The sequence below is a fragment of the Paenibacillus kribbensis genome (assembly GCF_002240415.1).
GTDB lineage: Bacteria > Bacillota > Bacilli > Paenibacillales > Paenibacillaceae > Paenibacillus > Paenibacillus kribbensis.
On record NZ_CP020028.1, the window covers coordinates 1,788,546 to 1,810,917 of the forward strand.

General features: G+C 41.9%; 18 protein-coding genes and 1 CRISPR repeat array. Of the genes, 9 read left to right on the plus strand and 9 right to left on the minus strand.

Features of this window, described 5'->3' with window-relative positions; genetic code table 11:
- Positions 1–2: 2 nt before the first annotated feature.
- Positions 3–431 carry a DUF4395 domain-containing protein gene (locus B4V02_RS07975; protein ID WP_007431339.1) on the minus strand — a complete coding sequence of 143 codons (429 nt, stop codon included), beginning with the start codon at positions 429–431 and terminating at the stop codon, positions 3–5.
- Between the two features lie 103 nt (positions 432–534).
- Here B4V02_RS07975 and B4V02_RS07980 point away from each other — a divergent pair, with 103 nt between their 5' ends.
- Together B4V02_RS07980 and B4V02_RS07985 are read left to right on the plus strand one after the other, a co-directional pair.
- Complete coding sequence (locus B4V02_RS07980) at positions 535–1,272, plus strand: tRNA(His) guanylyltransferase Thg1 family protein (RefSeq protein ID WP_094154396.1); 738 nt, start codon at positions 535–537, stop codon at positions 1,270–1,272.
- 3 nt (positions 1,273–1,275) lie between these two features.
- Entirely contained in the window at positions 1,276–1,743 is a 468-nt protein-coding gene (locus B4V02_RS07985; protein WP_094154397.1) for a bifunctional polynucleotide phosphatase/kinase family protein, read from the plus strand.
- Positions 1,744–1,813: 70 nt separating this feature from the next.
- On the opposite strand, the gene B4V02_RS07990 is transcribed toward B4V02_RS07985, so the two are convergent.
- Together B4V02_RS07990 and B4V02_RS07995 are read right to left on the minus strand one after the other, a co-directional pair.
- Positions 1,814–2,302 (minus strand): hypothetical protein, encoded by a 489-nt coding sequence (locus B4V02_RS07990; RefSeq protein WP_007431336.1) that lies wholly within the window; start codon positions 2,300–2,302, stop codon positions 1,814–1,816.
- A 566-nt stretch (positions 2,303–2,868) separates the two neighbouring features.
- On the minus strand, positions 2,869–3,087 hold the full coding sequence (locus B4V02_RS07995; protein ID WP_094154398.1) for a helix-turn-helix domain-containing protein: 219 nt from the start codon (positions 3,085–3,087) through the stop codon (positions 2,869–2,871).
- Positions 3,088–3,256: 169 nt separating this feature from the next.
- Between B4V02_RS07995 and B4V02_RS26275 the strand changes: the two genes are divergently transcribed.
- The 3 genes from B4V02_RS26275 to B4V02_RS27195 all read left to right on the plus strand — a co-directional run bounded on the left by B4V02_RS26275 (position 3,257) and on the right by B4V02_RS27195 (position 7,977).
- Positions 3,257–3,904 (plus strand): hypothetical protein, encoded by a 648-nt coding sequence (locus B4V02_RS26275; protein ID WP_094154399.1) that lies wholly within the window; start codon positions 3,257–3,259, stop codon positions 3,902–3,904.
- A gap of 319 nt (positions 3,905–4,223) precedes the next feature.
- Positions 4,224–5,799: direct repeats of the CRISPR family, unit length 32 nt; unit sequence GTCGCACTCTATATGAGTGCGTGGATTGAAAT.
- A gap of 402 nt (positions 5,800–6,201) precedes the next feature.
- Positions 6,202–7,686 (plus strand): hypothetical protein, encoded by a 1,485-nt coding sequence (locus tag B4V02_RS08005; RefSeq protein ID WP_094154400.1) that lies wholly within the window; start codon positions 6,202–6,204, stop codon positions 7,684–7,686.
- 111 nt (positions 7,687–7,797) lie between these two features.
- Positions 7,798–7,977 carry an IS3 family transposase gene (locus B4V02_RS27195; RefSeq protein ID WP_425270787.1) on the plus strand — a complete coding sequence of 60 codons (180 nt, stop codon included), beginning with the start codon at positions 7,798–7,800 and terminating at the stop codon, positions 7,975–7,977.
- 121 nt (positions 7,978–8,098) lie between these two features.
- On the opposite strand, the gene B4V02_RS08015 is transcribed toward B4V02_RS27195, so the two are convergent.
- Entirely contained in the window at positions 8,099–9,343 is a 1,245-nt protein-coding gene (locus B4V02_RS08015; RefSeq protein ID WP_094154402.1) for an acyl-CoA dehydrogenase family protein, read from the minus strand.
- Between the two features lie 133 nt (positions 9,344–9,476).
- On the opposite strand from B4V02_RS08015, the gene B4V02_RS26970 reads away from it, so the two are divergent.
- Complete coding sequence (locus B4V02_RS26970; protein WP_094154403.1) at positions 9,477–10,034, plus strand: TetR/AcrR family transcriptional regulator; 558 nt, start codon at positions 9,477–9,479, stop codon at positions 10,032–10,034.
- 156 nt (positions 10,035–10,190) lie between these two features.
- On the opposite strand, the gene B4V02_RS08025 is transcribed toward B4V02_RS26970, so the two are convergent.
- Together B4V02_RS08025 and B4V02_RS08030 are read right to left on the minus strand one after the other, a co-directional pair.
- A complete protein-coding gene (locus B4V02_RS08025) occupies positions 10,191–10,733 on the minus strand; it encodes a GNAT family N-acetyltransferase (protein ID WP_094154404.1) in 543 nt (180 codons plus the stop codon).
- A 116-nt stretch (positions 10,734–10,849) separates the two neighbouring features.
- On the minus strand, positions 10,850–12,052 hold the full coding sequence (locus B4V02_RS08030) for a macrolide family glycosyltransferase (RefSeq protein ID WP_094154405.1): 1,203 nt from the start codon (positions 12,050–12,052) through the stop codon (positions 10,850–10,852).
- 368 nt (positions 12,053–12,420) lie between these two features.
- Here B4V02_RS08030 and B4V02_RS08035 point away from each other — a divergent pair, with 368 nt between their 5' ends.
- The 3 genes from B4V02_RS08035 to B4V02_RS08045 all read left to right on the plus strand — a co-directional run bounded on the left by B4V02_RS08035 (position 12,421) and on the right by B4V02_RS08045 (position 19,766).
- Positions 12,421–13,890: a hypothetical protein gene (locus B4V02_RS08035; RefSeq protein ID WP_094154406.1), complete on the plus strand. Its 1,470-nt coding sequence runs from the start codon at positions 12,421–12,423 to the stop codon at positions 13,888–13,890.
- A gap of 214 nt (positions 13,891–14,104) precedes the next feature.
- Complete coding sequence (locus tag B4V02_RS08040) at positions 14,105–14,986, plus strand: hypothetical protein (RefSeq protein ID WP_094154407.1); 882 nt, start codon at positions 14,105–14,107, stop codon at positions 14,984–14,986.
- A gap of 193 nt (positions 14,987–15,179) precedes the next feature.
- On the plus strand, positions 15,180–19,766 hold the full coding sequence (locus B4V02_RS08045) for a fibronectin type III domain-containing protein (protein ID WP_094154408.1): 4,587 nt from the start codon (positions 15,180–15,182) through the stop codon (positions 19,764–19,766).
- 50 nt (positions 19,767–19,816) lie between these two features.
- Here the strand turns inward: B4V02_RS08045 and B4V02_RS08050 are convergent, their stop codons facing one another.
- The 3 genes from B4V02_RS08050 to proC all read right to left on the minus strand — a co-directional run bounded on the left by B4V02_RS08050 (position 19,817) and on the right by proC (position 22,362).
- On the minus strand, positions 19,817–20,326 hold the full coding sequence (locus B4V02_RS08050) for a discoidin domain-containing protein (RefSeq protein WP_010345281.1): 510 nt from the start codon (positions 20,324–20,326) through the stop codon (positions 19,817–19,819).
- Between the two features lie 450 nt (positions 20,327–20,776).
- The gene (locus B4V02_RS08055; RefSeq protein WP_094154409.1) at positions 20,777–21,553 is read right to left on the minus strand and encodes a VOC family protein; all 777 of its coding nucleotides are present in this window, start codon (positions 21,551–21,553) and stop codon (positions 20,777–20,779) included.
- Positions 21,550–22,362 (minus strand): pyrroline-5-carboxylate reductase, encoded by an 813-nt coding sequence (proC, locus tag B4V02_RS08060; protein WP_094154410.1) that lies wholly within the window; start codon positions 22,360–22,362, stop codon positions 21,550–21,552. The genes B4V02_RS08055 and proC overlap by 4 nt, the downstream gene beginning before the upstream one ends.
- Between the last annotated feature and the right edge of the window lie 10 nt (positions 22,363–22,372).

The following is a 22,372-nucleotide window of genomic DNA, read 5'->3' on the forward strand; positions in this document are numbered from 1 at the left end:
TTTTATACGTGTTTTCTTCTTCGGTATTGATATTGAGACCACTGGTAGAGAATAAAGCATCCGATACAAAAACCTAGAATCGCTACTACTGCTGCTACCAGCACCATCGCAGAGAACACATAAGCTACAATGCTCCACTGGAATATAAATCCTACCCAAGCCACCAGCAGGAAAAAGACGGCCAGGAGCTGATTAAATCTTTGCTGTCCCCGGTCTTCTTGTATATAAGAGGAAGGGCTTTTCTTCAAAAACAGCTTGGCTACCCGCATCACCGGATTGAAATTGAATATGACGCCGAGCAACCCCGCTACAAGCGGAATAGCCAGCACCCAGTATACTCCTGTAATCCAGGTGAAAACTACAGACAGCACAATCACCCACTGGTTAACCCTGACTAAAGGACGTGGAATCGAGGCTGCAGCTTGACTCATATATATCATCCTTTTCTTATCGGAATAAAATAAATAGTTAAAATTATTATAACGTAATAGTGGGGGAATAGATAGCTGAAAAACGGAGGAGTCTACATTGATTATGAAAAAAGATGATTTTGGCAATAGAATGAAAGGCTATGAGAATGCCTACAGATTAAGTCTGCCACGCCGTCTACCCGTAATTATCAGGATCGACGGTGCTCATTTTCATACCTTTACACGTGGAATGACAAAGCCTTTTGATGAGAATCTAATTTTGGCATTATGGGAGACATGCAAATATCTGGCTCAGAACATTATGGGATGTAAACTGGTGTATCATCAGAGTGATGAAATTTCCCTGCTTCTTACGAATTATGACAAATTAACGACACAGTCCTGGTTTGAAAATAATCTTCAAAAGATGGTGTCCATATCTGCCTCTCTCGCAACAGCCAAATTTAATGAGGAAATCCAAAAAGTTTACCCTGATAAGCCTTTAGCCACTTTTGACGCAAGAGCATGGGTTCTGCCCCACGATGAGGTTGCAAACTACTTTCTATGGAGGCAACAAGATGCTACTAAAAACAGTATATCTATGGTAGCTCAAGCTCATTTCAGGCATTCAGAGCTTGAGGGATTAAACGGGAATCAGTTACAGGACAAGCTGTTTACGGAAAAAGGATTGAACTGGAACAACCTTCCGGTCTGGCAAAAGCGGGGAATTTGTATTACCAAACAACAGTATCACAAAGGTGAAGCAATCAGAAGCAAGTGGGATGTCGATCATGAGACGCCAGTGTTTTCGCAAAAAAGAGATTATATTAACCAATATGTATATCTAGATAAGGATGTGTGAAATTTGGAGTGTGTCATTTTTATAGGAATTCAGGCTTCAGGCAAGTCGACTTTTTATAAAGAACATTTCTTCAAAACACATATGCGGATTAATCTCGATATGCTTAAAACACGGAATAGGGAAAATGTTTACCTTCAAGCCTCCATTGATACAATGCAGCGCTTTGTTGTAGACAATACGAATCCAACAGTCGTGGAACGGAAGAAATATATAGATGCTTGCAAAAATAAGGGGTTTAAGATTATCGGCTACTACTTTGAACCCAATTTTGTAGAATCCATCAAGCGTAATGAGGAGCGCACAGGCAAAGAGTATATTCCTGAAATCGGTATTAAAAGCGTAATGAGTAAACTAGAGGCTCCCAACTACGAAGAAGGATTTGATGAACTCTATAGCGTAATCTCCAGTGAAGGAGCGTTTCAGATCAAAAAGCTGCCGGAAAATCATACAATAAACGGGGGAGATACTTAAGTAAAGCGGTAATTTACTTCGAGTATTTCTAGGGATATAGAAAAAGCTCCCTGGACGGGAGCTTTAAAATTTATTTCTTATTCATCGTCACATCGTGCTCTTTGGCAAGTGTGTTAAGCTGTTCACCAAAATCTCTGAATAGCTTTTTACCCTCGCTGAGCTTGGTATTACTTTCATTGATTAAGTTCAGATCCTGCTTTTCCAATGCATCGACCATCGTAATGAAGGCTTCTTTTTGAGTGCTAACAGCCTTGATGTAGGTTTCGTGGACAGCTCGTACCTCAGGAGTTTCTGTCTTTACGGCTTCTACTTTATCAAGATATTTGGTGTATTCAGGGATAATATCATCTCGTAGAGTATTATATAGTGTTACATCATCTGTGTATTTATCTCCGGTCACGGATTCATACTTTTCAGTAATTGCTTTTTCATCTTGTGCCAAAGGAAGAACTCCATCATTGACATACGTAATTAAATCTTTTTTAATTGGATCGGTAGAGCAGGCTGCCAAAATCGAAAAGCAACACAATACCAACATAAATACGCTAAGTTTTTTCATCTGTATTCCCCTTTTTCTATGTATGTTTATGGGTAATTCGATGTGATTTATAGTCAAAAAGAACTATCCATATTATTTTATTATATCGTATAAATAAGAGAATGGTAGGGTTTTTATGGTAAATTAGTGTCGAAATTGAATTGAAAGACCTGCTTTTTAAAAATATGCCACTATAGGAGGCTACTAGGGTACAAACCCCAAGCGCACCTGAAAACCCCAGATCTCGAGAGGGATGCGGGATTCCAGTATTTATAACCCATTTTATTCCATTCCTAAGTTGAAAAATGAGATCCGCACTTTACGGGCTGAGAAGCTTTATTAAGTAAAGCTTCTCAGCCCGTGCTGTCACTCCTCTTACGGGAGTGCAGATTGAAACTTGAAAGGTTCGCCTCTCTATCAAAGTGAGGCGAGCCTTTCTTTTCATATTTGAAAATAGAAAAGTAGATGTGGAGGACAAAGCGTAGGGGGGATGTACGAAAGGATTTGTTTGAAATGAAAAAGAGAAGCCCAAATATTATACAGGCTTCGTGAGTGATGAACTTTAGGGTACACCGAGTGTACAATAATCAGATCTTCTCTTCCTCAAACTGTAACAAAACGGATATGTCTCTGATATCTAGGGCATGAGCAATTTTCTCAAGCATTAGAAGGTTGACTTCTTGTCGGTCACCACTACTTAGTTTAGAAATTCTTGCTTGTGACACACCGGATAGTTCTTCTAATTGTTTTTGAGTTATGCCCTTTTCTTTGAGCACTTCTTTTAGCTTGATTCTGAGTTTTAACATTCATAGATCCTCCATATATTGTTGACAAAATATGACCACGTGGTTATATCTTATTTATGACCTTGTGGTCATAAAAATAAATTTGTTTTTCCCAATTTAAAGGGATGCCATAGCATGCCCTTAGCTTTGCTATTGCCATTTTAGCAGATTTCAAAAGGAGGAAGAAACCGTGACTACGAAATTCAGAGCAAATGAGCAAGCGATCAAGGAAATTGTATGCATGAGACCGGTTTGGACACAAGAAGTTGAAAGTGGTGAAGCAGAGCTACATTACTATCATATTATGGATGCCCTCAACCGCAAGTGGCAAACCGTCGGTGTAAACGTCTCCGACGTTATCGAGGTGTTTGAAAAAGGACATAATGATACATGGACACGGATTTTGGAGCCAGCGCCATTTGATCCTGATTTGACCGATAACAATCTAATTAACATGCTCCGTATCGGCCCTGACGCGTGGCATGTTCGTAACGCTATGCAAATCATACTGAATTCGGTGGTAAGACGCAATGCATTTGTGAGTCGTCTCGTTAATGTGAACAGGGAGGATATTTGCAAGCTTCTTTGCATCATGAAAAATGAATATCTACTACATAATCAGCTTTCAGACGAGGCATTTATGCATATGTATGGAGTGAATCCTGTGGAAGCATTGTCTATTTATTTTTTGGAGTCGGTGGATATACATATCCATTGGGAATGGCGTGATGCTGGCGGTACAAGTGAAAAGGCGATTCAGTATAAAAAAGAAGTTCCTTTCATGACGCTGAATCAGGCTATTGAGAGGGCCGAAGGGGAGAGAAATGCCTGTACCTAAAATATTCTACGTATTATATTCCTAAGTATAAAGCAGAGATTGATCGGACTGAAAATAGGAATATCACACGGATATATAGTAGGTCAAATGTAGTATGGGTTGCGTTGTGTATGGATAGCAAAATATAATGAATAAAGCTGGTGCGAACCCCAAGCGCACATAAAAATCCCGGGTCCTTCGCACCTCGAAAATTGTCGAAAAGTTTCGAATTCACTATCTATCCGCAAAAGTCAATAGCTGATCCAAGCTTAGTAGGCATCAGTTTTGCGACAATGTATGAAATTGATATCGTTAGGGTATGAATTACTGCATTTTCGCTGTCGCACTCTATATGAGTGCGTGGATTGAAATCACACAACTTCGGGGTCGTCCAGGTCTGGCAAGACCAGTCGCACTCTATATGAGTGCGTGGATTGAAATATCTTTTGCTTGCAATGCTTGGTGCCTTTTTTGTAATGTCGCACTCTATATGAGTGCGTGGATTGAAATTTGTCCAGCGAAACAGACGTACCCGAAACGGCTTGCTTGTCGCACTCTATATGAGTGCGTGGATTGAAATAACAAGACTGAGGTCAAGGCCAAATTTGCGGACGGTCGCACTCTATATGAGTGCGTGGATTGAAATTTGTTTGGATTTTTGGCATTGGCATATGCGGGGGAGTCGCACTCTATATGAGTGCGTGGATTGAAATGTTTCATCCAAATCTTTCCACCTCCTCACATAAAGTCGCACTCTATATGAGTGCGTGGATTGAAATTTCCTCCGGTATTCTTTTGCGCCCCAATTATATCCAGTCGCACTCTATATGAGTGCGTGGATTGAAATCACTATAATTCCCAATGACATGGCAAACTGAATGAGTCGCACTCTATATGAGTGCGTGGATTGAAATTTGGTGAACACCGTTACATTCATGAGTGCTTTCAGGTCGCACTCTATATGAGTGCGTGGATTGAAATTTACAAAAGAAAAGGCCACGTTTCACGTAGTTGTGGGTCGCACTCTATATGAGTGCGTGGATTGAAATTTGAAACAGTCATTAATCTTCTGCCGCAAGCTGGCGTCGCACTCTATATGAGTGCGTGGATTGAAATCAATGAATAAAAATAAAGTTTGCCAATACTTGAAGTCGCACTCTATATGAGTGCGTGGATTGAAATTTCGCTGGGGTCATTTCGTTTGTTAGGGGGGTGAGGTCGCACTCTATATGAGTGCGTGGATTGAAATACAAGCGTATGGACGAGCAAAACCACAATCTTTCTGTCGCACTCTATATGAGTGCGTGGATTGAAATACAGCAGCTACAGCAGCAGTTACAAGTCCTTTGGGGTCGCACTCTATATGAGTGCGTGGATTGAAATTTGTATACGGAAAATGATTGGCCAATTTTTTGTGGTCGCACTCTATATGAGTGCGTGGATTGAAATATTTTCGCCCTCCTATCGTAACGCATTACCGCAGTCGCACTCTATATGAGTGCGTGGATTGAAATTGAGGGAAAAAACATCATATGGGACGCGCCACCTGGTCGCACTCTATATGAGTGCGTGGATTGAAATTTAACGGGCCTGTGGATAAGAAATGGACGAGGGGTCGCACTCTATATGAGTGCGTGGATTGAAATTTATTTGACGTGTGATCGCCTAGGAATCTATCATAGTCGCACTCTATATGAGTGCGTGGATTGAAATTCAACGGGAAACAGGTTGGCACAGCAGGGGCCGACGAGTCGCACTCTATATGAGTGCGTGGATTGAAATACAACTCTATCAATCTCTTTATTTAAAGAACAGAAGTCGCACTCTATATGAGTGCGTGGATTGAAATCCAAGGAGGGAACTGATTTGGATGGACTCGTTATCGTCGCACTCTATATGAGTGCGTGGATTGAAATATGGAATCCGTCCTTACTGTCTGTCAGCAGCTTGGGTCGCACTCTACATGGGTGCGACGCATTAAAATCGCGAGCAATTGAAGATTTTACGACTACTTAACCTTGCTACTCTTTTTAAGGGAGTCCGACGCATTTTCGCCAAGAATGGATACAAATCTTAATTAAACTGGCTCTCTTTTAAATCAGGGGAGCCTTTTTTGTTGTGATTTTTATAGACAGAAAAAGTAGAAAAAGAGAGGCTTCTTCCATGATGCTAGCCTCAAGTTATAAAAAAATATCAAAACAGTATCTACCATTAAAACAAGAATTGTTTTATGATAGAACTATACATCCTAGAATTTCCTATATTTATATGAAGAATAACTACAAAATCTTTAACATCATTTGAGAGGAGATTTCAGAATGAAAAGATTCAGAAAAGTGATTTCAGTTACATTAAGCTCAATGCTCCTGCTTTCTTTTGGAATGACTGCAAACGCGAGTGCAAGCACAGAGGAGAAGACGGATCAAGCGATTCAAGCGGCTTCCAATGTACAGCTAACAACGGATAAAGAAAGTGTTATAAAACAATTAACGCGTGCGGACAAACCTGAAAGTATCACAGATTCGGTGTATACTCTTACAGAAAATATCAACTTGGCGACAGCGCAGAAATCTGAGTTGAAAAAGAGAGTTACCCCTTCGCTCAAAGCTAGTTCAAAATCTGCTGTATCAGCTAAAGCCACAGCGACCGTAGCGACTGCGTCCACCGCTACATATTCCGGCACGATTACGGAAGAGGGAGGCACACAGTTTTTATATCCGATCTATTTGCAGCCGGGTGAATTATTGCAGGCTCAGTTGGATGGTCCGTTTTCAGCACAGCTTGACTATGACTTATACTTATATGAGTTTGATATGACGACAGGGGATATTAATTCAAATCCAATAGACGTCTCCAACTACGGGACTTATGTTAACAATTATGAACAAGGAGCTGCGTCCCTTCCTGAAAACGTAGGAGCTCGCAATACAACCGGGGCCAATAAGGCTTATGCGATTGCAGTCCATGCCAAGAAGGGATCTAGCATTAATGACCCTTTCTATTTAACTGTAGCCGTAAGCTCCAACTACGATGCCTATGAGCCGGATGACAGTGCCTTTCATGCTTATAATTTTACCGTTAACGACAAAGGCTCCTCGATTAACTTCCGTACCATCCATTCCAGCATAGATAACGATTGGTATCAGGTTACAGTACCGGCAAGCCGTAATTATGATGCATTAAATGTAAAGCTGGATAGTATCTCGGAAAGCTATGGGTACAAAGCGGAAGTATATGCAGCCCTCTCTGGCAACCAAATGGTGCTTCTACCGCAAACCAATCATAATGTTACTCTAAATACAGGAACCTACTATGTACGAGTGTACAGCACAAGTCAGTATTCAGCCGATCATTTGTATACATTAGCGATCAATCCGGTGCTTCGGGCTGGCAAAATCGAAATTACCGGCTATAACTCCAATGGGTATTATGATTATCCAACGTATTCTTACGGCCGTCACTATCGCATTAATGGAGGTAGTAACCTGATCGTGAATGGTGTCGTTAAAACTACGGATGGTCAACTGGTTCCCAATGCTCCTGTTACGATCGTGTGGCTGGATAAGAACTGGAGCGAGGGTAGTGGTAATCGTACGAGAACGGCTTCAACGTATACAAATGACAACGGGGCATTCAGTGTGACTCTTGCCCTCCCGCAATCGACAGGAAAAAATGTGGATTATATAAGTGAAATTGGCTCCACGCACTACTATGATCTTACTGGAGTAGCGGCTCAGGTCGATGGCACTTCGATTAGTACAACGGATATTGTGTATCTTTTTGCTTACAGCTTGCGAAATTAACACCTATTTTAATGTGATATGCTCCCCTTGCGGTAGACAGGTGAAATAATAAAACCTGCTACTGTGAGGGGAGCTTTTTCATGACTAGAGGAAAATATGAGACATGTCATGATGTCCATTTACGAGAAAGTTGAGCGTATCTTTGGATATCGTCAATTAACGCTACATTTGCGAAGCCAAACGAGAAAAACGATAAACATCGAGGCCTACATCCATTTTTACAGCAACGAACGGTTACAAGCAAAACTAAACGGCCTCAGTCCGATGGAATACAGGACCAAGACCGTCTAATTCATTTTATTATTTGTATTGTCTACTTGACGGGGTTCAGTTCAGACTTAGACGACCGCTGTTTATATTTGTACTAATGTTCCTCGTTGCTGAATGGGCGCTTGATGCTGATCACTGATAGTCACTCGTTATTTTTTAAAAACGGCGCTGCACTTATTGTCATTACATTTTGTGGGGGTAAACCCATTAGTATTCTTCCGTATAATTCCAGTCCAGTGGATGCCGTAGTCAGCGCATGATTGGACCCGCCTCTAATGTCCCGGAATATTTGAGACAATCGGTTTGAATCGGCAATGACACTTCCTCCGCTTTCTGCCATTAGCATATCTACTGCCTCCCAGCACAACATGGCTGCATACGTTATATCCGTCTGGATTTGTGCAAATTCCTTTAAACTGAATTTTTCTCCACTTTGTACATGATGCTCTAAATTATCAATCGTGCGACTGATATGAAGATGAGCTGATTCGACCTTCATAGCCGCAAGTCCTACTTTATACTGAATATGTCCAACTTCTGCTTGAGAAGTATGGGTTGTCATCGTAATCCCCTTACTAGGTGCTTTTTCAACAAAATACTCGACCGCCCCTCTGGCAAGCCCGAGAATAGCGCTTATTCCAGTTGTTATGCTAGTAATAACCTGCACATAAGGTTTATATCTGTCACGTCCTGTCAATTCTACGGGCAAAGGATTCACCTGACTCAGGCCCTGGGTTGTTACATATTTTTCTGGAATAAACACATTTTTTATCTCTAAACTATTACTTGCGGAGCCTTTTAAACTCATTGTATACCAATCATCTACAATTGTTATTTCACTCATCGGAACAACTGCTAACAGCATCTCAGGAGTTTCTTGCATGGACTTTACGTCCTTCAAATTTAACAATGCATGAGTCGCATGTTTAGAACCCGAACCGAACCCCCAAAATCCATCCTCTACCAAATAACCTCCGTCCACTTTTTTTACGATCGCTTTACGTGCCTGTAAAACAGAACAAAAACGTACTTCCTCTTCCTGGTCAAAGATTGAATTTAATACTTCGGAAGGTAAAGCCAAGGATACATTATAGTTATTTCCGTTTATGATTTGAACGACCCAACCAACAGAACCATTCCCCTTTGCCACTTCAGAAATAATTTCGACCATTGCACGGATACTGACTTCATGACCTCCATATTTTTTCGGTGTACCAAGCTTAAATAACCCAGCATCCGAGACTTTTTGAATAACCTCATCAGGAATATGTCTTTCTTCATCAATTCTGTTTGCAAACTTTTGAAGAAAAGGAACTAACTCTGTAGCATTCTTGAGTAATTGTAGTTCACTCGCAGTGAGCTGATTTTCTGTACTTAAACTGGTCATTGGTATCTCTCCTTAATTCTACAGATGTATATTTAATATGTTTTTGTAAAATATATAATATAATGTATAATATCCTGCATCAAACGATAAAATCATGGATGTGTCGAAAAACGATACAGAAAGAGGAATTTGTATGGATAATAAAACAAACGATGACCTCCGGGTTAGAAGAACACATAAACTTCTTTATAGTGCTTTATTAGATTTAATGGAAAAACAGCCCTTTGAAAATATAACAGTGAAGCAGATATGTGATTTAGCCATGGTACATCGAACCACGTTCTATACTCATTTTAATGACAAGTTTGATTTACTTTCACGTGCTTTAAGACAAATTGCCGACGATGAATTAAACTTCGTTGATACTTTCATTTCTCCATCTGAAGCTATTAAGGAAGTATTTTCTGTAGCAACTAAACATAAAAAGCTGTTTTCACAGCTTCTATCGGAAGAAAGAGATTCTCTGAGGAATCTATTGCGAAGAGAAATGGGAGTAGGCATACATAAGCATTTGGTTAAAAATACCTCATTGGAAGAAAACTCCATTGATATACAAATTGCTATAGAGGCCCATATTGGAGCAGTTCTCGGAGTGTTGAATTGGTGGATTGAGAATAATATGCCTATTGATAAAGAAGACATATATAGAAAGTTAGATATATTAACAAAATTGAATAGCAGGGACCATTAAAGAAGAGTTTATCGAGACAAAATAATCCCCAAATAAAATAAAACCTCCCAATATGAGCATTTAATCAATACTGCTCCTAATGAGAGGTTTTAAACAATCAACTGACGTATCCCGTTAACTGAGCCATCAATCATCGATTATTATCACTTTGGGAAACTAGATATCCTCTGACGGATTGATAATCGCCAGAACCTGATGATCTTCCCACTTTCCGTTGATTTTTACATTGCTTCGAGAGATGCCTTCTTTGTGAAAGCCAGCCTTTTCAAGCACACGGATTGATCCTGGATTCCGAGGAGAGGCTTCCCCGACGATCCGATGAAACTTTAACTCATCGAAAGCGTAACGAACCACCTGCTTCACCGCCTCCGTCATATAGCCCTTGCCGTTATAAGCTTGGTCCAGGCTGTATCCGATCATACAGCTTTGAAGCGGTCCCCTCACCACAAAAGATAGATCTATGCTGCCTATAATTCGACCGTCCTCCTTGTGGCATACCACGAAGGAATATTTCCGGTCCTCTATCCTATCGGCCTTGCTCTTAATAATCTTCTGGAGCTGGTGATCCTCCGAATAGTGCTTCTCTAGGCTGCTTGGTGAAAACTTATCAAAGAACTCCCGATTGCGCTTGTACATTGCTGTCAATTCTGCGGCGTCTGCCTCTTCGGAGAATCGGACGTATACTTGCTGCTCCGACATCTGCACCATCCTTCCAAACTATGATTTTGAGAGAATTATATCACAGGATGAAGAGTCGGAAATTGATTTGATGAGTGATGTATATCAGGATCATTTTTTATTAAAAAATTTTATATTTAGATATGATATTGGCTTTTAAATTCGAAAATCTCATCAACAGCTTGATGATATCCACCTGATTTTTGAAAGGATTCCCTAATATTTGCGACAGAGTTCTTGAAAGATGAGAGGCTTAACACATGATCTACGGCTTCACGTAGTTGATTTGCAGTCAAGCTTTGCATTTGTAAATTAATGCCTGCTCCGATATTGGCGACTTGTCCCGCAATGATCGGCTGATCCGCGCTTTGTGGGATTACAATTAGCGGAACCCCGTAATAGAGACCTTCATGGGTACTGTTCATTCCACCATGTGTAATAAATAATTTAGTGTATTGCAGTACATCAGTTTGTGGAACATAATTTTTTACGATGAAGTTTTTAGGAATTTCCCCTAAATCAGTAATTTGAGTTTTATTTCCAATAGACATGACAATAGTATGATCCGTGTTTCCCAATGCCTCAAAACAAAGCTTATAGAAATCAATGGCTTGGTTAAAGACTGTACCCAGTGAAATATAAATGGGGTTTTTCCCCTTGATTGCAGTTAAGTCGAAGTTTTCTTGAATTAATCGTGAAGAGATGGATGGACCTACAAATTTATAAGTTTGGTCGAATGCTTCTCCATAAGGTTGAAACTCCCTGGTTGTATAAACGATTGTAAGTGGTGCAGGATTACAAAACACTTCGTAAGGAGAATGGATCTCCACATCATATTTTTCCTTTGCCATAACCGTCAGGCTTTGAAATTTATCGTTTATAGGTTTAACTATTTCTGTAGGGACTTGTATAGAAAATTGTTCCAGCATTTTATCGAATGATACTTTTGTCTGCGCAAAAGAAGTACAGGAGTTGATTGCAGGAAGCTTAAGAATTTGAGCCAGTAAACGTCCACAACCAAACATGGAATCATGGATGATGTAATCAAAATGCTCTCCTTTGATCTGTTCAAGAACACTTGGTATCACTATATCTGCCGTAAGTAAAAGACCGTTGGTTCTTTCGAGTAAATAATCTCTCCCACCGGAGATAAAGGCTTTTATAAATTTTTGATCATCAAATGTTCGTACTGAAGCTCCCGTCTTCTCAATACGCTCCCGAAAAGCTTCTATAGAAAAGTACACTACCTCTTCTCCACGCGAAATAAGCTCTTGCACAACTCCAATCGTTGGATTGATATGTCCCTCTGATCCACCATTAATAAATAAAACACGCGCCATTTCCACCACTCCTTAGGTATACTGTTCTCTAAATTGTGTAAGAGTAAGGGGCACTGTCCCCTACGTTTGCTCGAATCAATTAATGGAATCCAGTTTATCATAGTACACTTCTTGAAAATTACAAAACTTTAATATCCATATTTTTCCTTAGATCTGCCAGTTAGTTGAGAAAACGACATACGATTTAATAGTCGATATGCCGTCCTCTAATAGTCTTGTTTTCATAGATTACAAACAAATAATGTTTTGCATAATATATTCCAATAGAACCAATGATGTTTTATGATAGTGCCATACAGCCTAGAAATCACCCTGGTATATCCGGGGAAAAGCAGGAATTCCTAAACCATTTGAGAGGGGATTTCAGTATGAAGAGGTTCAAAAAGGCTATTGCAGTTATGTTAAGTACGATGCTTCTGTTTGCTTTCGGGATGACTGCGAATGCGAGTCAAGGCACAGAGGCCGCATCGGATCAAGCGATTAGAGCGGAATCCGAAATTCATCTAACAACTGGAAATAAAGACATAATTAAGCGTTTAACGCGGGTAGACAAGCCAGACAGTGTTACGTCTTCGGTTTATGTATTGCAGGAAAAACTCAACTTCAAGACACCAGAGACAACCTCATTGAAAAAGGAGACCGTTTCTTCGCTGAAAGCAAGCCCAATGGCTGCATTAGCCACAGCTTCCTCTGCTACGTATTCCGGTACAATTACGCAAGAGGGAGGCTTACAGTTTTTATATCCAATCTATTTACAACCAGGTGAAATGTTGCAAGCTCAGTTGGATGGTCCATTTTCAGCACAGCTTGATTATGACTTATACTTATATGAATTTGATATGACCACAGGTGATATTAATCCTAATGCCATTGACGCCTCCACCTATGGAACTTATTTTAATAATTATGACCAGGGGGCTGCATCACTTCCTGAGAACGTAGGAACCCGCAACGCTGCCGGTTATGAAAAGGCATACGCGATTGCTGTCCATGCCAAAAAGGGATCCAGCATCAATGATCCTTTCTATCTAACTGTCGAAACAAGTTCTAGTTATGATGTCTATGAGCCGGATGAGAGTGCTTTTCATGCCTATAACTTTACTTTTAGTACGGGGGGATCATCGCTTAATTCTCGTTCCATTCATTCAGGCATTGATAACGATTGGTATCAAATCACGATCCCTGCCAACCGCAACTATGATGCTTTGAATGTAAAGCTGGATAACACCTCTGAAAGCTATGGATACAAAGCAGAAGTTTACGAAGCCCTTACTGGCAACCAAATGGTGCTTCTGCCGCAAACGAATCACAATGTGTCTTTGAATACAGGAACCTACTATGTGCGAGTGTATACAACGAATCAGTATTCACCCGATCATTTGTATACACTCACACTTAAACCGGTGCTTCGGGCTGGAAAAATTGTAATTAACGGTTACGACTCTAAAAACGGTCCGAATGACTATCCATCCTACTCTTACGGTCGCCATTATCGGGCTGATCAACGCAGTAACCTTACCGTGAAGGGTGTCGTTAGTACTACTGATGGTTATGCAGTGGCAAATGCGCCAGTAGATGTAACCTGGTTGAATCAGAACTGGACTGAAGGTAGCGGAAATCGCACTCGTACAGGCACTGCTTATACGGATCAGAATGGAGCCTTTAGTGTAACCCTTTCCCTGCCATCTTCAACCGGAAGTATTGCGGAATACCTGCCTGGACCAATCAGTTTTACACACTACTATGATCTTTCAGGGGTAGCTGCTCAAGTGTCAGGTACTTCGATTATAGACACAGATATTGTATATCACTTTGCCTATAGTGTTTATGGCGGGTGATGGATGGATTCATGAATAAATCGCCACAGTAACTTGTTAACTGAATATTTTAAATTTTAATCCAAGGTATCTTTTTTTCAATATTTGTTCATTTTTGGGACAAAGCATATATTCATTCCATATATGCTTTGTCCGATATATATACAAACAGGGTCACATTACATTATACATACGCCTCAGATCGCCTGTTACAAACATGACAGGAGGAAATAGGATGAATTTTGGGCCTCTTAGAGCACAACAAGCGGTTCTTAACTCTAGTAGTTTACGGATAAATCCGGCAAGCAAGCAAGGAGTTCCATCACCCCAGCTTCATGAAGAAAAAGTCTCCAGATTTGTTGTTCAAGACTCTGTGGAGATTAGTGAGACTGGCAGACAACTGGCGGAAGGAGCTATTGTGTCACAGGCTGCCAAGTATTTTGGTACAACACAGATCAATGATTCATTAAACCGTGTTTTGGAAGGTCAGCCGGAAGAAGTGTCCAATGCAGTGTACAATATGATTCAATCCAATTTTATCGTCGACGGAACGGTAACGGATGAGAATCAGCGGGCTGTATTGCTAGAGATGGGAGTTTCCCAATCCAAGTATATTGCTGACCATTATATGGAGGGCGATAAGGCCAAAGAATTTCTGGAAACCATGAACCAGATAGCTGGAATTGCTTTGACACGATCCATTGATTCAGAGAGCGGAGATATTAGCTACACGACTCCAGCAGATCGTCCGTTAGGTGCTCCTGAGGATTATGTCAAACTGTCGGAAGTGATGAAGCAGGCTGACCCTCAACAATATGCGGCATTCATGAATGACATTAAAGGTGGAGGCAATGGACTGAACCAGCTGTTAAGTTTTGCGCAAAAGGTCCCTCAACACCCCGATTGGATTAACAATTACAAGGAACGTACGGGACAGACTGAAGAGCTGTTAAATAACACACAGTTAAAGAATCGGTTTGATAAAGCTGATACGACATCGGCTTCCGCATTTATGAACAGTATGCAAAATCTTCTTAAGGAAGCTTCCGCTACTCAGGACTCTTACATGCAGAATATGCGGGGATTTTTTCGGAACTTGGGTGTTCAGGTAGATTAAAACCTTTAAATAATTTTACACTACTGTTTACATCCTGCTAGGAACGAAGTATAATAGCTTCAAAACATACTCGTGATATTGAGGAAGCACCTCAAACTTGGGCATTAACGCCTTCGTTTGAGGTGCTTTTTCTATTTTGGCCGAAGCGAGTCTGTAAAGCTCTTTGAAAATAAAATAAAGTAAGGAGAAGTGTATGTATCGAAAAAATAAGCGAAAGGCAAGGAAGCATAGCAAGTGGGTGTATGGATTTTTGGCTGTACTACTCCTATTAACGATGATTCCCATATTTCCTGAAAGGGTATCAGCCGCTACCCAAGAGATCATTGGGGGCCCTTTTTGCCAAAACAATTTGCCGGGTGGGGGCGACAGTTGGGGCTCTCCGTCAGGAAGCGGGGTAGGAGCAACGGAAGTTTACAGCGGCATGGGTTCGGCAAGATATAAATGTGATGGCAGTGTGCAGCCAACCAATCGTTTTATTGATATTGGCAGATCTATTAAGACTGCTGATTACAGGGTTTTTGTTTACATTGAAGGGTCTTATCATACAGAAATAAGTGCATCTAATGATGCAGGGGGGAGCAACTGGAGACCTGACGGAACGAATTTATATACATGGACTAATGTAACGAAATTCTATGCTGATAGCTTTTATCAGGGAAAATGGGTAGAGATTACTGACTCTATTACATTAAGAGATATTCGGTATTTTAGAGCCATGGGGTACAATCAGCAGACAAGTAATGAAATATCCAGGTTTGGCATCCGTCTCATTCCCAAATCGGACCTGCTGCCTACACCGCCTCAGATTCATGCAGGCGCAGAGGGACAGGCGGTTACAGGCTGGACCAAAGAACCCGTAACTGTTTGGATCAACGGGGACGTGGCGCCTGAAGGGCTAAAATACTATGAATATAGCCTGAATGGAGGATCATTCCAGCCATACACAGGACCCTTTACTGTATATGACCATGGCGTAAATACGATCTATGCCAGGACGGTGGACGTAAATAACCAGTACAGTGGCCTTTCCTCCGGGAAGGTACGAATAGACAAGATGCCGCCAACTCCACCCACCATCAGCGCAACGGGAAACAGTAATGACTATGCCATTTCATTGCAGCCAGGAACAGACGATTATGCTGGACTGGCCCATACTCAATTTCGTATGACGGGCGTTGTGAATCAGGGTTGGCAAGACTATGGTGGAATGTTTCATGTGAATAAAGATGGCAAAAGCACGATTTATGCACGGTCTATAGACAGCGTCGGTAATATGAGCCAAGAAGTAAGCAAAGAAGTCATCATTGATAAAAAGGGGCCGACTGCTCCGACCATCCGGGTTAGCGAGGCAGGCCCAACGGCCCGTGATGTGAATATTGCCATTGATTCAGGAAGTGATCCTGCAAACGGAATTAAGATGACACAGTATCGTCTGAGCCCAATGGGGGAATGGCAGACATACCTTGGCGTCTTTACATTAACCGCTGAAGGGAATTACGAATTGTCAGCACGGACAATCAATAACCTTGACGTACCTGGTCCAACTGCGACTCAATCGGTCATGATAGATCGAACCAAGCCAACACCTCCAGAAATTACATTTTCCGAGGTAACGATGCCGACCCGCTATACCAATAAGCCAGTGCAATTTGCTTTATCAGGTGCGATGGATATTACTGCAGTACATTATGAATATCAATGGGGTTCTGGCGGCTATGTGCCTGGATCATCGGGAATATTAAATCGCTCCGGTATCGTAAAAGTGACTGCTCAAGCTGTAGATGCAGCTGGAAATCGAAGTGATCCGGTGTCTGCAACGTCTTATATTGATTTGGAACCCCCGACGGTCCAACTGACGCCGAATTCGCGTGAATGGAAAGATTCGAGTATGGATGTGGAGATACGATATACCGACCAGCATTCGGGGATCGAACCAGCAACAATGCAGTATAGAATCACGAACAGTCCTGATTCACCCGAATATTGGGATACAGCAGCCAATACGGCAATCCGGTTGAGTCTTTTAAATGAAGGTGAATGGTATGTTCATGCCAAGGTCAAAGACCGGGCGGGTAACATTTCTCAAACGGTCAGCGGTGCACTTCACATTCAAAAGCAGCCCGAGCCGGTTGTGCTCTCAGCGACATCCATACGAAACACAGAGGCCGATTTACAATGGACTCTTCCATCCGGCTTTAATGATGGCTACGTCTATACCATCCGTAATCTAACAACCCAAGAAGTTTGGGAGGTTGCGCATCCGACAAATTCTTTTACCGACAAAGGGCTACGAGGAGGACGACAATACGAATATGAAGTACGTGTAAGTAATCATGTAGGAGGCAATGCGTATTCCAATCGAGTCCGTGTATTAACGCTACCTGATGCACCCGATCATATCAGGCTAAAAGCTGTCTCCCATCATCCAGCAGATATCCTAGCCGATTTTACCCCAGTTGCTTCTGCTAACAAATATAATATGATAGCAACGGACGTAAGTACGGGAGAAGTCATATTTAGGGATACCGTTACACAGGATGTTTATAATCCAATTACGGGAATGAAACCTGGTAAATATTATGATGTTTCTGTATCAGCTATGAATGACACTGGAGAGGGGGCGGCAAAGCATGTATCTTTTTTAAGCCTGCCAGACAGCCCAGCCGGATTCCAAAATGTAACTGTAAGAGAAGATGGAGTCGAATTGAAATGGAATGATGTAGTCACAGCCACATACTACGCCCTAGAACGAGACAACGTATCGGTTTATAACGATGTGTATACGGAATACACAGATACTGATCTTCAGGCGGGAACAGAGTATAATTACCGCATTTCGGCTAAAAATACAACGGGATTCGGAGATTATGCTCACCTGGGAGTCATCACATTACCGGCTCGGGTAACTACGCTGGCGAGTGTGACGAAGGATGTATATTCCGTCGGTGTAGCGTGGCAAGATGTGCAGGGGGCTGACGGTTACATTTTGAACGTGAACGATGAACCGAATATGCGGGTTCCCCGAGGTATCCATTCTTATACTTTTGAAGGCTTGCCAGCGGGGAGGTCTTCAAGTATTCGAATCCGGGCCTACAATCGGAGTGGTATAAGTCAAGATGCGACTATCAATGAATTGACACTACCTGTTTCGGCAGTACAGCTTGCAGCAGTAGATGTTGGGGAGCATGAGGCTACATTGAAATGGGACCCGGTTGATGGAGCAACTCAATATAAGATAACGATCAACGATCAAGATTATTACAGCACTGAGCCATTTGTAGCTGTATCTGGATTAGAAGGTGGGAAAAACTACAATTATCAAGTGAGTAGCGGTAATAGTAGTGGTTTCAGTCAGCCAGCGTGGGGTGAGTTGCTAACACTTCCGCCTCAGGTGCAAAATGTCAAAGTTACAGAACTCGGGAATGGCCAGATTTCGCTGAGCTGGAATGAAACTGAGAGTGCTTATGAATATGCTGTAATCCGTAGAGATACCGGTGAAGTCTTAGACACCAGAGATGCCCATATTAAGCTCTCAGGTATCCAACCCGGTATGATTTACTCGTTTGGCATTCAAGCAATGAATACGAGCGGTGCAGGTGATATAGCTCCCTTTACGTATCGTGCGTTGCCAGATGAAATACCAGACAACAGGTTAATTATAAAAGACATAACAGATACGAATCTGGTTGTTACGTGGAAAGAAGCTCCAGGGGGAGACGCTTACAATGTATACCAAAATGGGGTACTTATCGGTCATACAGACCATCATGAGTTTGAAATAGATAGATTAGACAGTTCTACAGTGTATCTTATTGCCGTCAACCCGGCTAACACGAGTGGTGAAGGTAAGCCGACAGAAGCTGAAGTAGAAACGCTGCCATCTCCAGATTTCAAATTATCGAAGACGGAAACGACGAATAATGAGTTTATCATCCATTGGGAGTCAGAGCATAAAAATGATATTTTCGTGCTAACCAGTGAAGGAGGAACAGAACTATACCGTGGTAAGGAGCGAAGCTTTATCTGGAGACAACTCAGAGAGAAACAGTTGTATACAGTTCAACTCTGGGCAGAAAACAGTCAAGGAAAACGCACAGAGGCAAAGCAGGTGAACGGTAAAACAACGGGGAATCCTGTGGACACAGGTGGCGGAGCAGGAGGTGCGGGGGTTGCAAAACCAATTCAGCCTGTTGTGAAGGAGCAGATAGAAACAAAGTTCATTCAATCCCCGTCAGTTGAAACGAAGTCCAATCATTTTAGTGACATTGATCGGGTATTTAATAGAGATAAAATAAATGCACTTGCTGATTTGGGTGTCGTGAAGGGGATGACCCCCACACTTTTTGAGCCGAACAGACCTGTAACACGAATGGAGTTCACTTCGATGCTTGTCCGTTCATTGAAATTACCGCTCGAAACGGATGTGACTTTAGGCTTCGAGGATATCAATCCATCAGCGTGGTATGTTGATTTACTCAAAACGGCGATTAAAGATCAGGTCGCTCGCGGGTTTAGCGACAGAGAATTTGGCCCGGATCGGGTCATTAACCGTGAGCAAGCGGCTAAAATGGTGAATAACGTTATCAAGGCTACACCACAACATGAAAGCAGCGTATACTCAGATACCTCTCAAATTGTGGAGTGGGCCAGAACGGATGTACTTGGTCTAACCGAAATTAATTTAGTACAAGGGTATCCGGATGGAAGTTTCCGTGCCAAACAGGAGGTCACACGTGCGGAAGCGGCTGAAATGATTTATAATATGCTGCAAATGAAATAGAATGAATTAAGGGGCGGCGTTGGCCGGCCCCTTTTTTGTGTGTACTGGCCTTATTCTGCAATAGCGGGGTTTAAATTGGACGCTCTGTAGGCAGGAACACCATTGATTAGGGCGGTTCTTAACTCAATATATCGTATACCATAATATGAGGTTGAACTATTCAGCCCTGATGAAAGTACAGTGATTTTATAATATTGAAAAGGAATCTCATTACTAAATTGGTAGGTTGTTTTTGCAGTAGTTGGCAAAGTCTCGACTTGGCCTAATCTAAACCAGTTTACTCCGTCGTTAGAGCCATGAAAAGAGAATGAAAGAATAAAGGCTCTGAAAGTGGGCTGAGCCAAAAGGATATCATTGATCGTTTTGCCTTCATCTAATTTGAAGATAATTTCTCCACCTTTGCCACTTAAGCTACTTTCCCAATAGAGATTATTATCGACTAAAACATTTTTCGGAAAGGTATTTTTGGAATCTCCGTTGGTTGAAACATTTTCCTCTGCAATAACGACAGGATTCATGAAAAAAGAGTAATTTTCTGGATTTTGATTGAATTTTGTCATGCTGGATTTCCTCCATTAGTTAAATTCTTTAAGTTTGTTAAGAACGCTGTTATATATTGATTGAATCTCTAAATGTATTCCTTGATCATGAAATACATATTATGACCACCTGAATATACAAGGTAATATGCCAGCAGCAGATGGAGATGATCGTCTTCATAGCTCCAATTGGAGGGAGCTAAACCCGGGTTAGAAATAGCACCTTATTGTTTTCTTATGTGTATACACAATTCTTGTTTGGATACTATTCATGACGACGCATACAGTATAAGTAAACATGGCATATTTTTAACATCCATATGGAATAGTATTGAATCAGTTTATCGGGAACAGAAAAAATGAAAAGGGCCCTCAGTAGACCCTTTTCATAGCTCATGAATGTAGTTTTATTAATTTCTGCTCAATATGTGAGATACAGCTTAAGCTTGAGTTGGCATATCCGACGATGGTTTATTCAAAAACATAATTCCCTTCGCCAATGCCTATGGTTTTTCCTTTTAATACCGGCGAATCTGTGTGGAAACCAAGCTGCGTTAAACGTTTTTCGTTACCTTGTATAAAAATAAACGATTTGTCGCCGATACCACACTCAATCCCCCCCTTGTTGGTTGACTGGGATACAGTAGCAGATAGTCCGAACAATGCTTGCCAATGCGCGGCGGTCGCCTCTGGATCAGGTACGGAAAAGACAGCTTGCCGAAGTTCGACGCTGCCTGCAAGATGTGGCTTAACTGCCCCGGAACGGGTCAAATTATCCAATCGGTCCGTATCATTTTCCTTCCATTGGATAATAAATGGATATACAAGTCCTTGAAAGTTTCCTTCAATAGTCATCATTCTCCATTCAATCCATTGCCCCTGTGTATTCAGCCGTTTTCCATCCAGAATCGGCGACAGCATTAGACCCTGTGCTGTTAACTGTTCTGCGATCTTTTCAATGTCATTGGTTCGAAGGGCGACACGGCTAAAAACTTCTTTTTCAGGGAGCGTCCGAAGCGCATCATGAACAACGAGGTTGGATGTTCCGATCTGTTGCACCAACTCACGATCTTCAATCCCCAGAAATTCAATGTAAGTCAGGCCAAAATAACAGAGTGCATTATGTGTACCCCAAGGCTTGTGTGACCCCCCTTGGAATGCATTCAATCCGTTCTCCTGAAAAATACGTATCGACTGGTCCAAATCATTGACATAATGAACCGTATGATCCCATTTAATCGTTGTCATGGCCGATCCTTTCCAAGCTCTGCTGTCCGTTTGACAGCAGCCAACACGCTTCGCTGCAGACCAGCTGCAAAATCGCTGTTGTTCAGTTCATACAGTCCGTGAATTCCAACGCCCCCAGGGGAGTTATTTATGTCGAGCAGCTGTCTGGGATGAAGCTTGGTCTGGCGAAGCATCGCCACAGCGCCCTCGACATTTTCAAGAGCGACCTGCCACGCTTGTTCCCGCGGAAGACCGGCAAGCACGCCGGCATCAGCCAAGGATTCGATAAAATAATAAACGTAGTTTGGTCCTGCTACCCCATAGCCAGTAAACGTATCAATCAGCGATTCATCTAAATATTGAACTTTTCCGAAACCATTCAAGAAAACGTCCACCTGTTCCTTGGTCGCATGAGCATTCAGGGCTACTCCGCTATATCCTAGCCCCGTATCAGTCAGGGTGTTCGGAATCACACGAATAATCGCGCGGTCGCCGCCAATATAAGAGGCCAACTGCTCAATTGTCACGCCAGCTACAATCGATATGACCGCACTATTTTTCCCGGCATACTCATGTACGAGCTGTCCGACTTCGGTGAGATTATCCTGGGGGCGAACGGCAATTATAATCAGATCAGCTTCCGACAGAGCAACCTCCTGCCGGATATCCGTTAGAATACCGTACTTTTCGTTTAATAAACGAATTCGTTCCTCATTGATGTCTGCTACGGTGATGCTTCTGGCCGATGCGGTTTGATTGGCAATGATTGCGCGGATGATTGCTTCGGCCATTTGACCACCACCGATGAAATGAATGCGCTGCTCCGCCATTTTAATCACT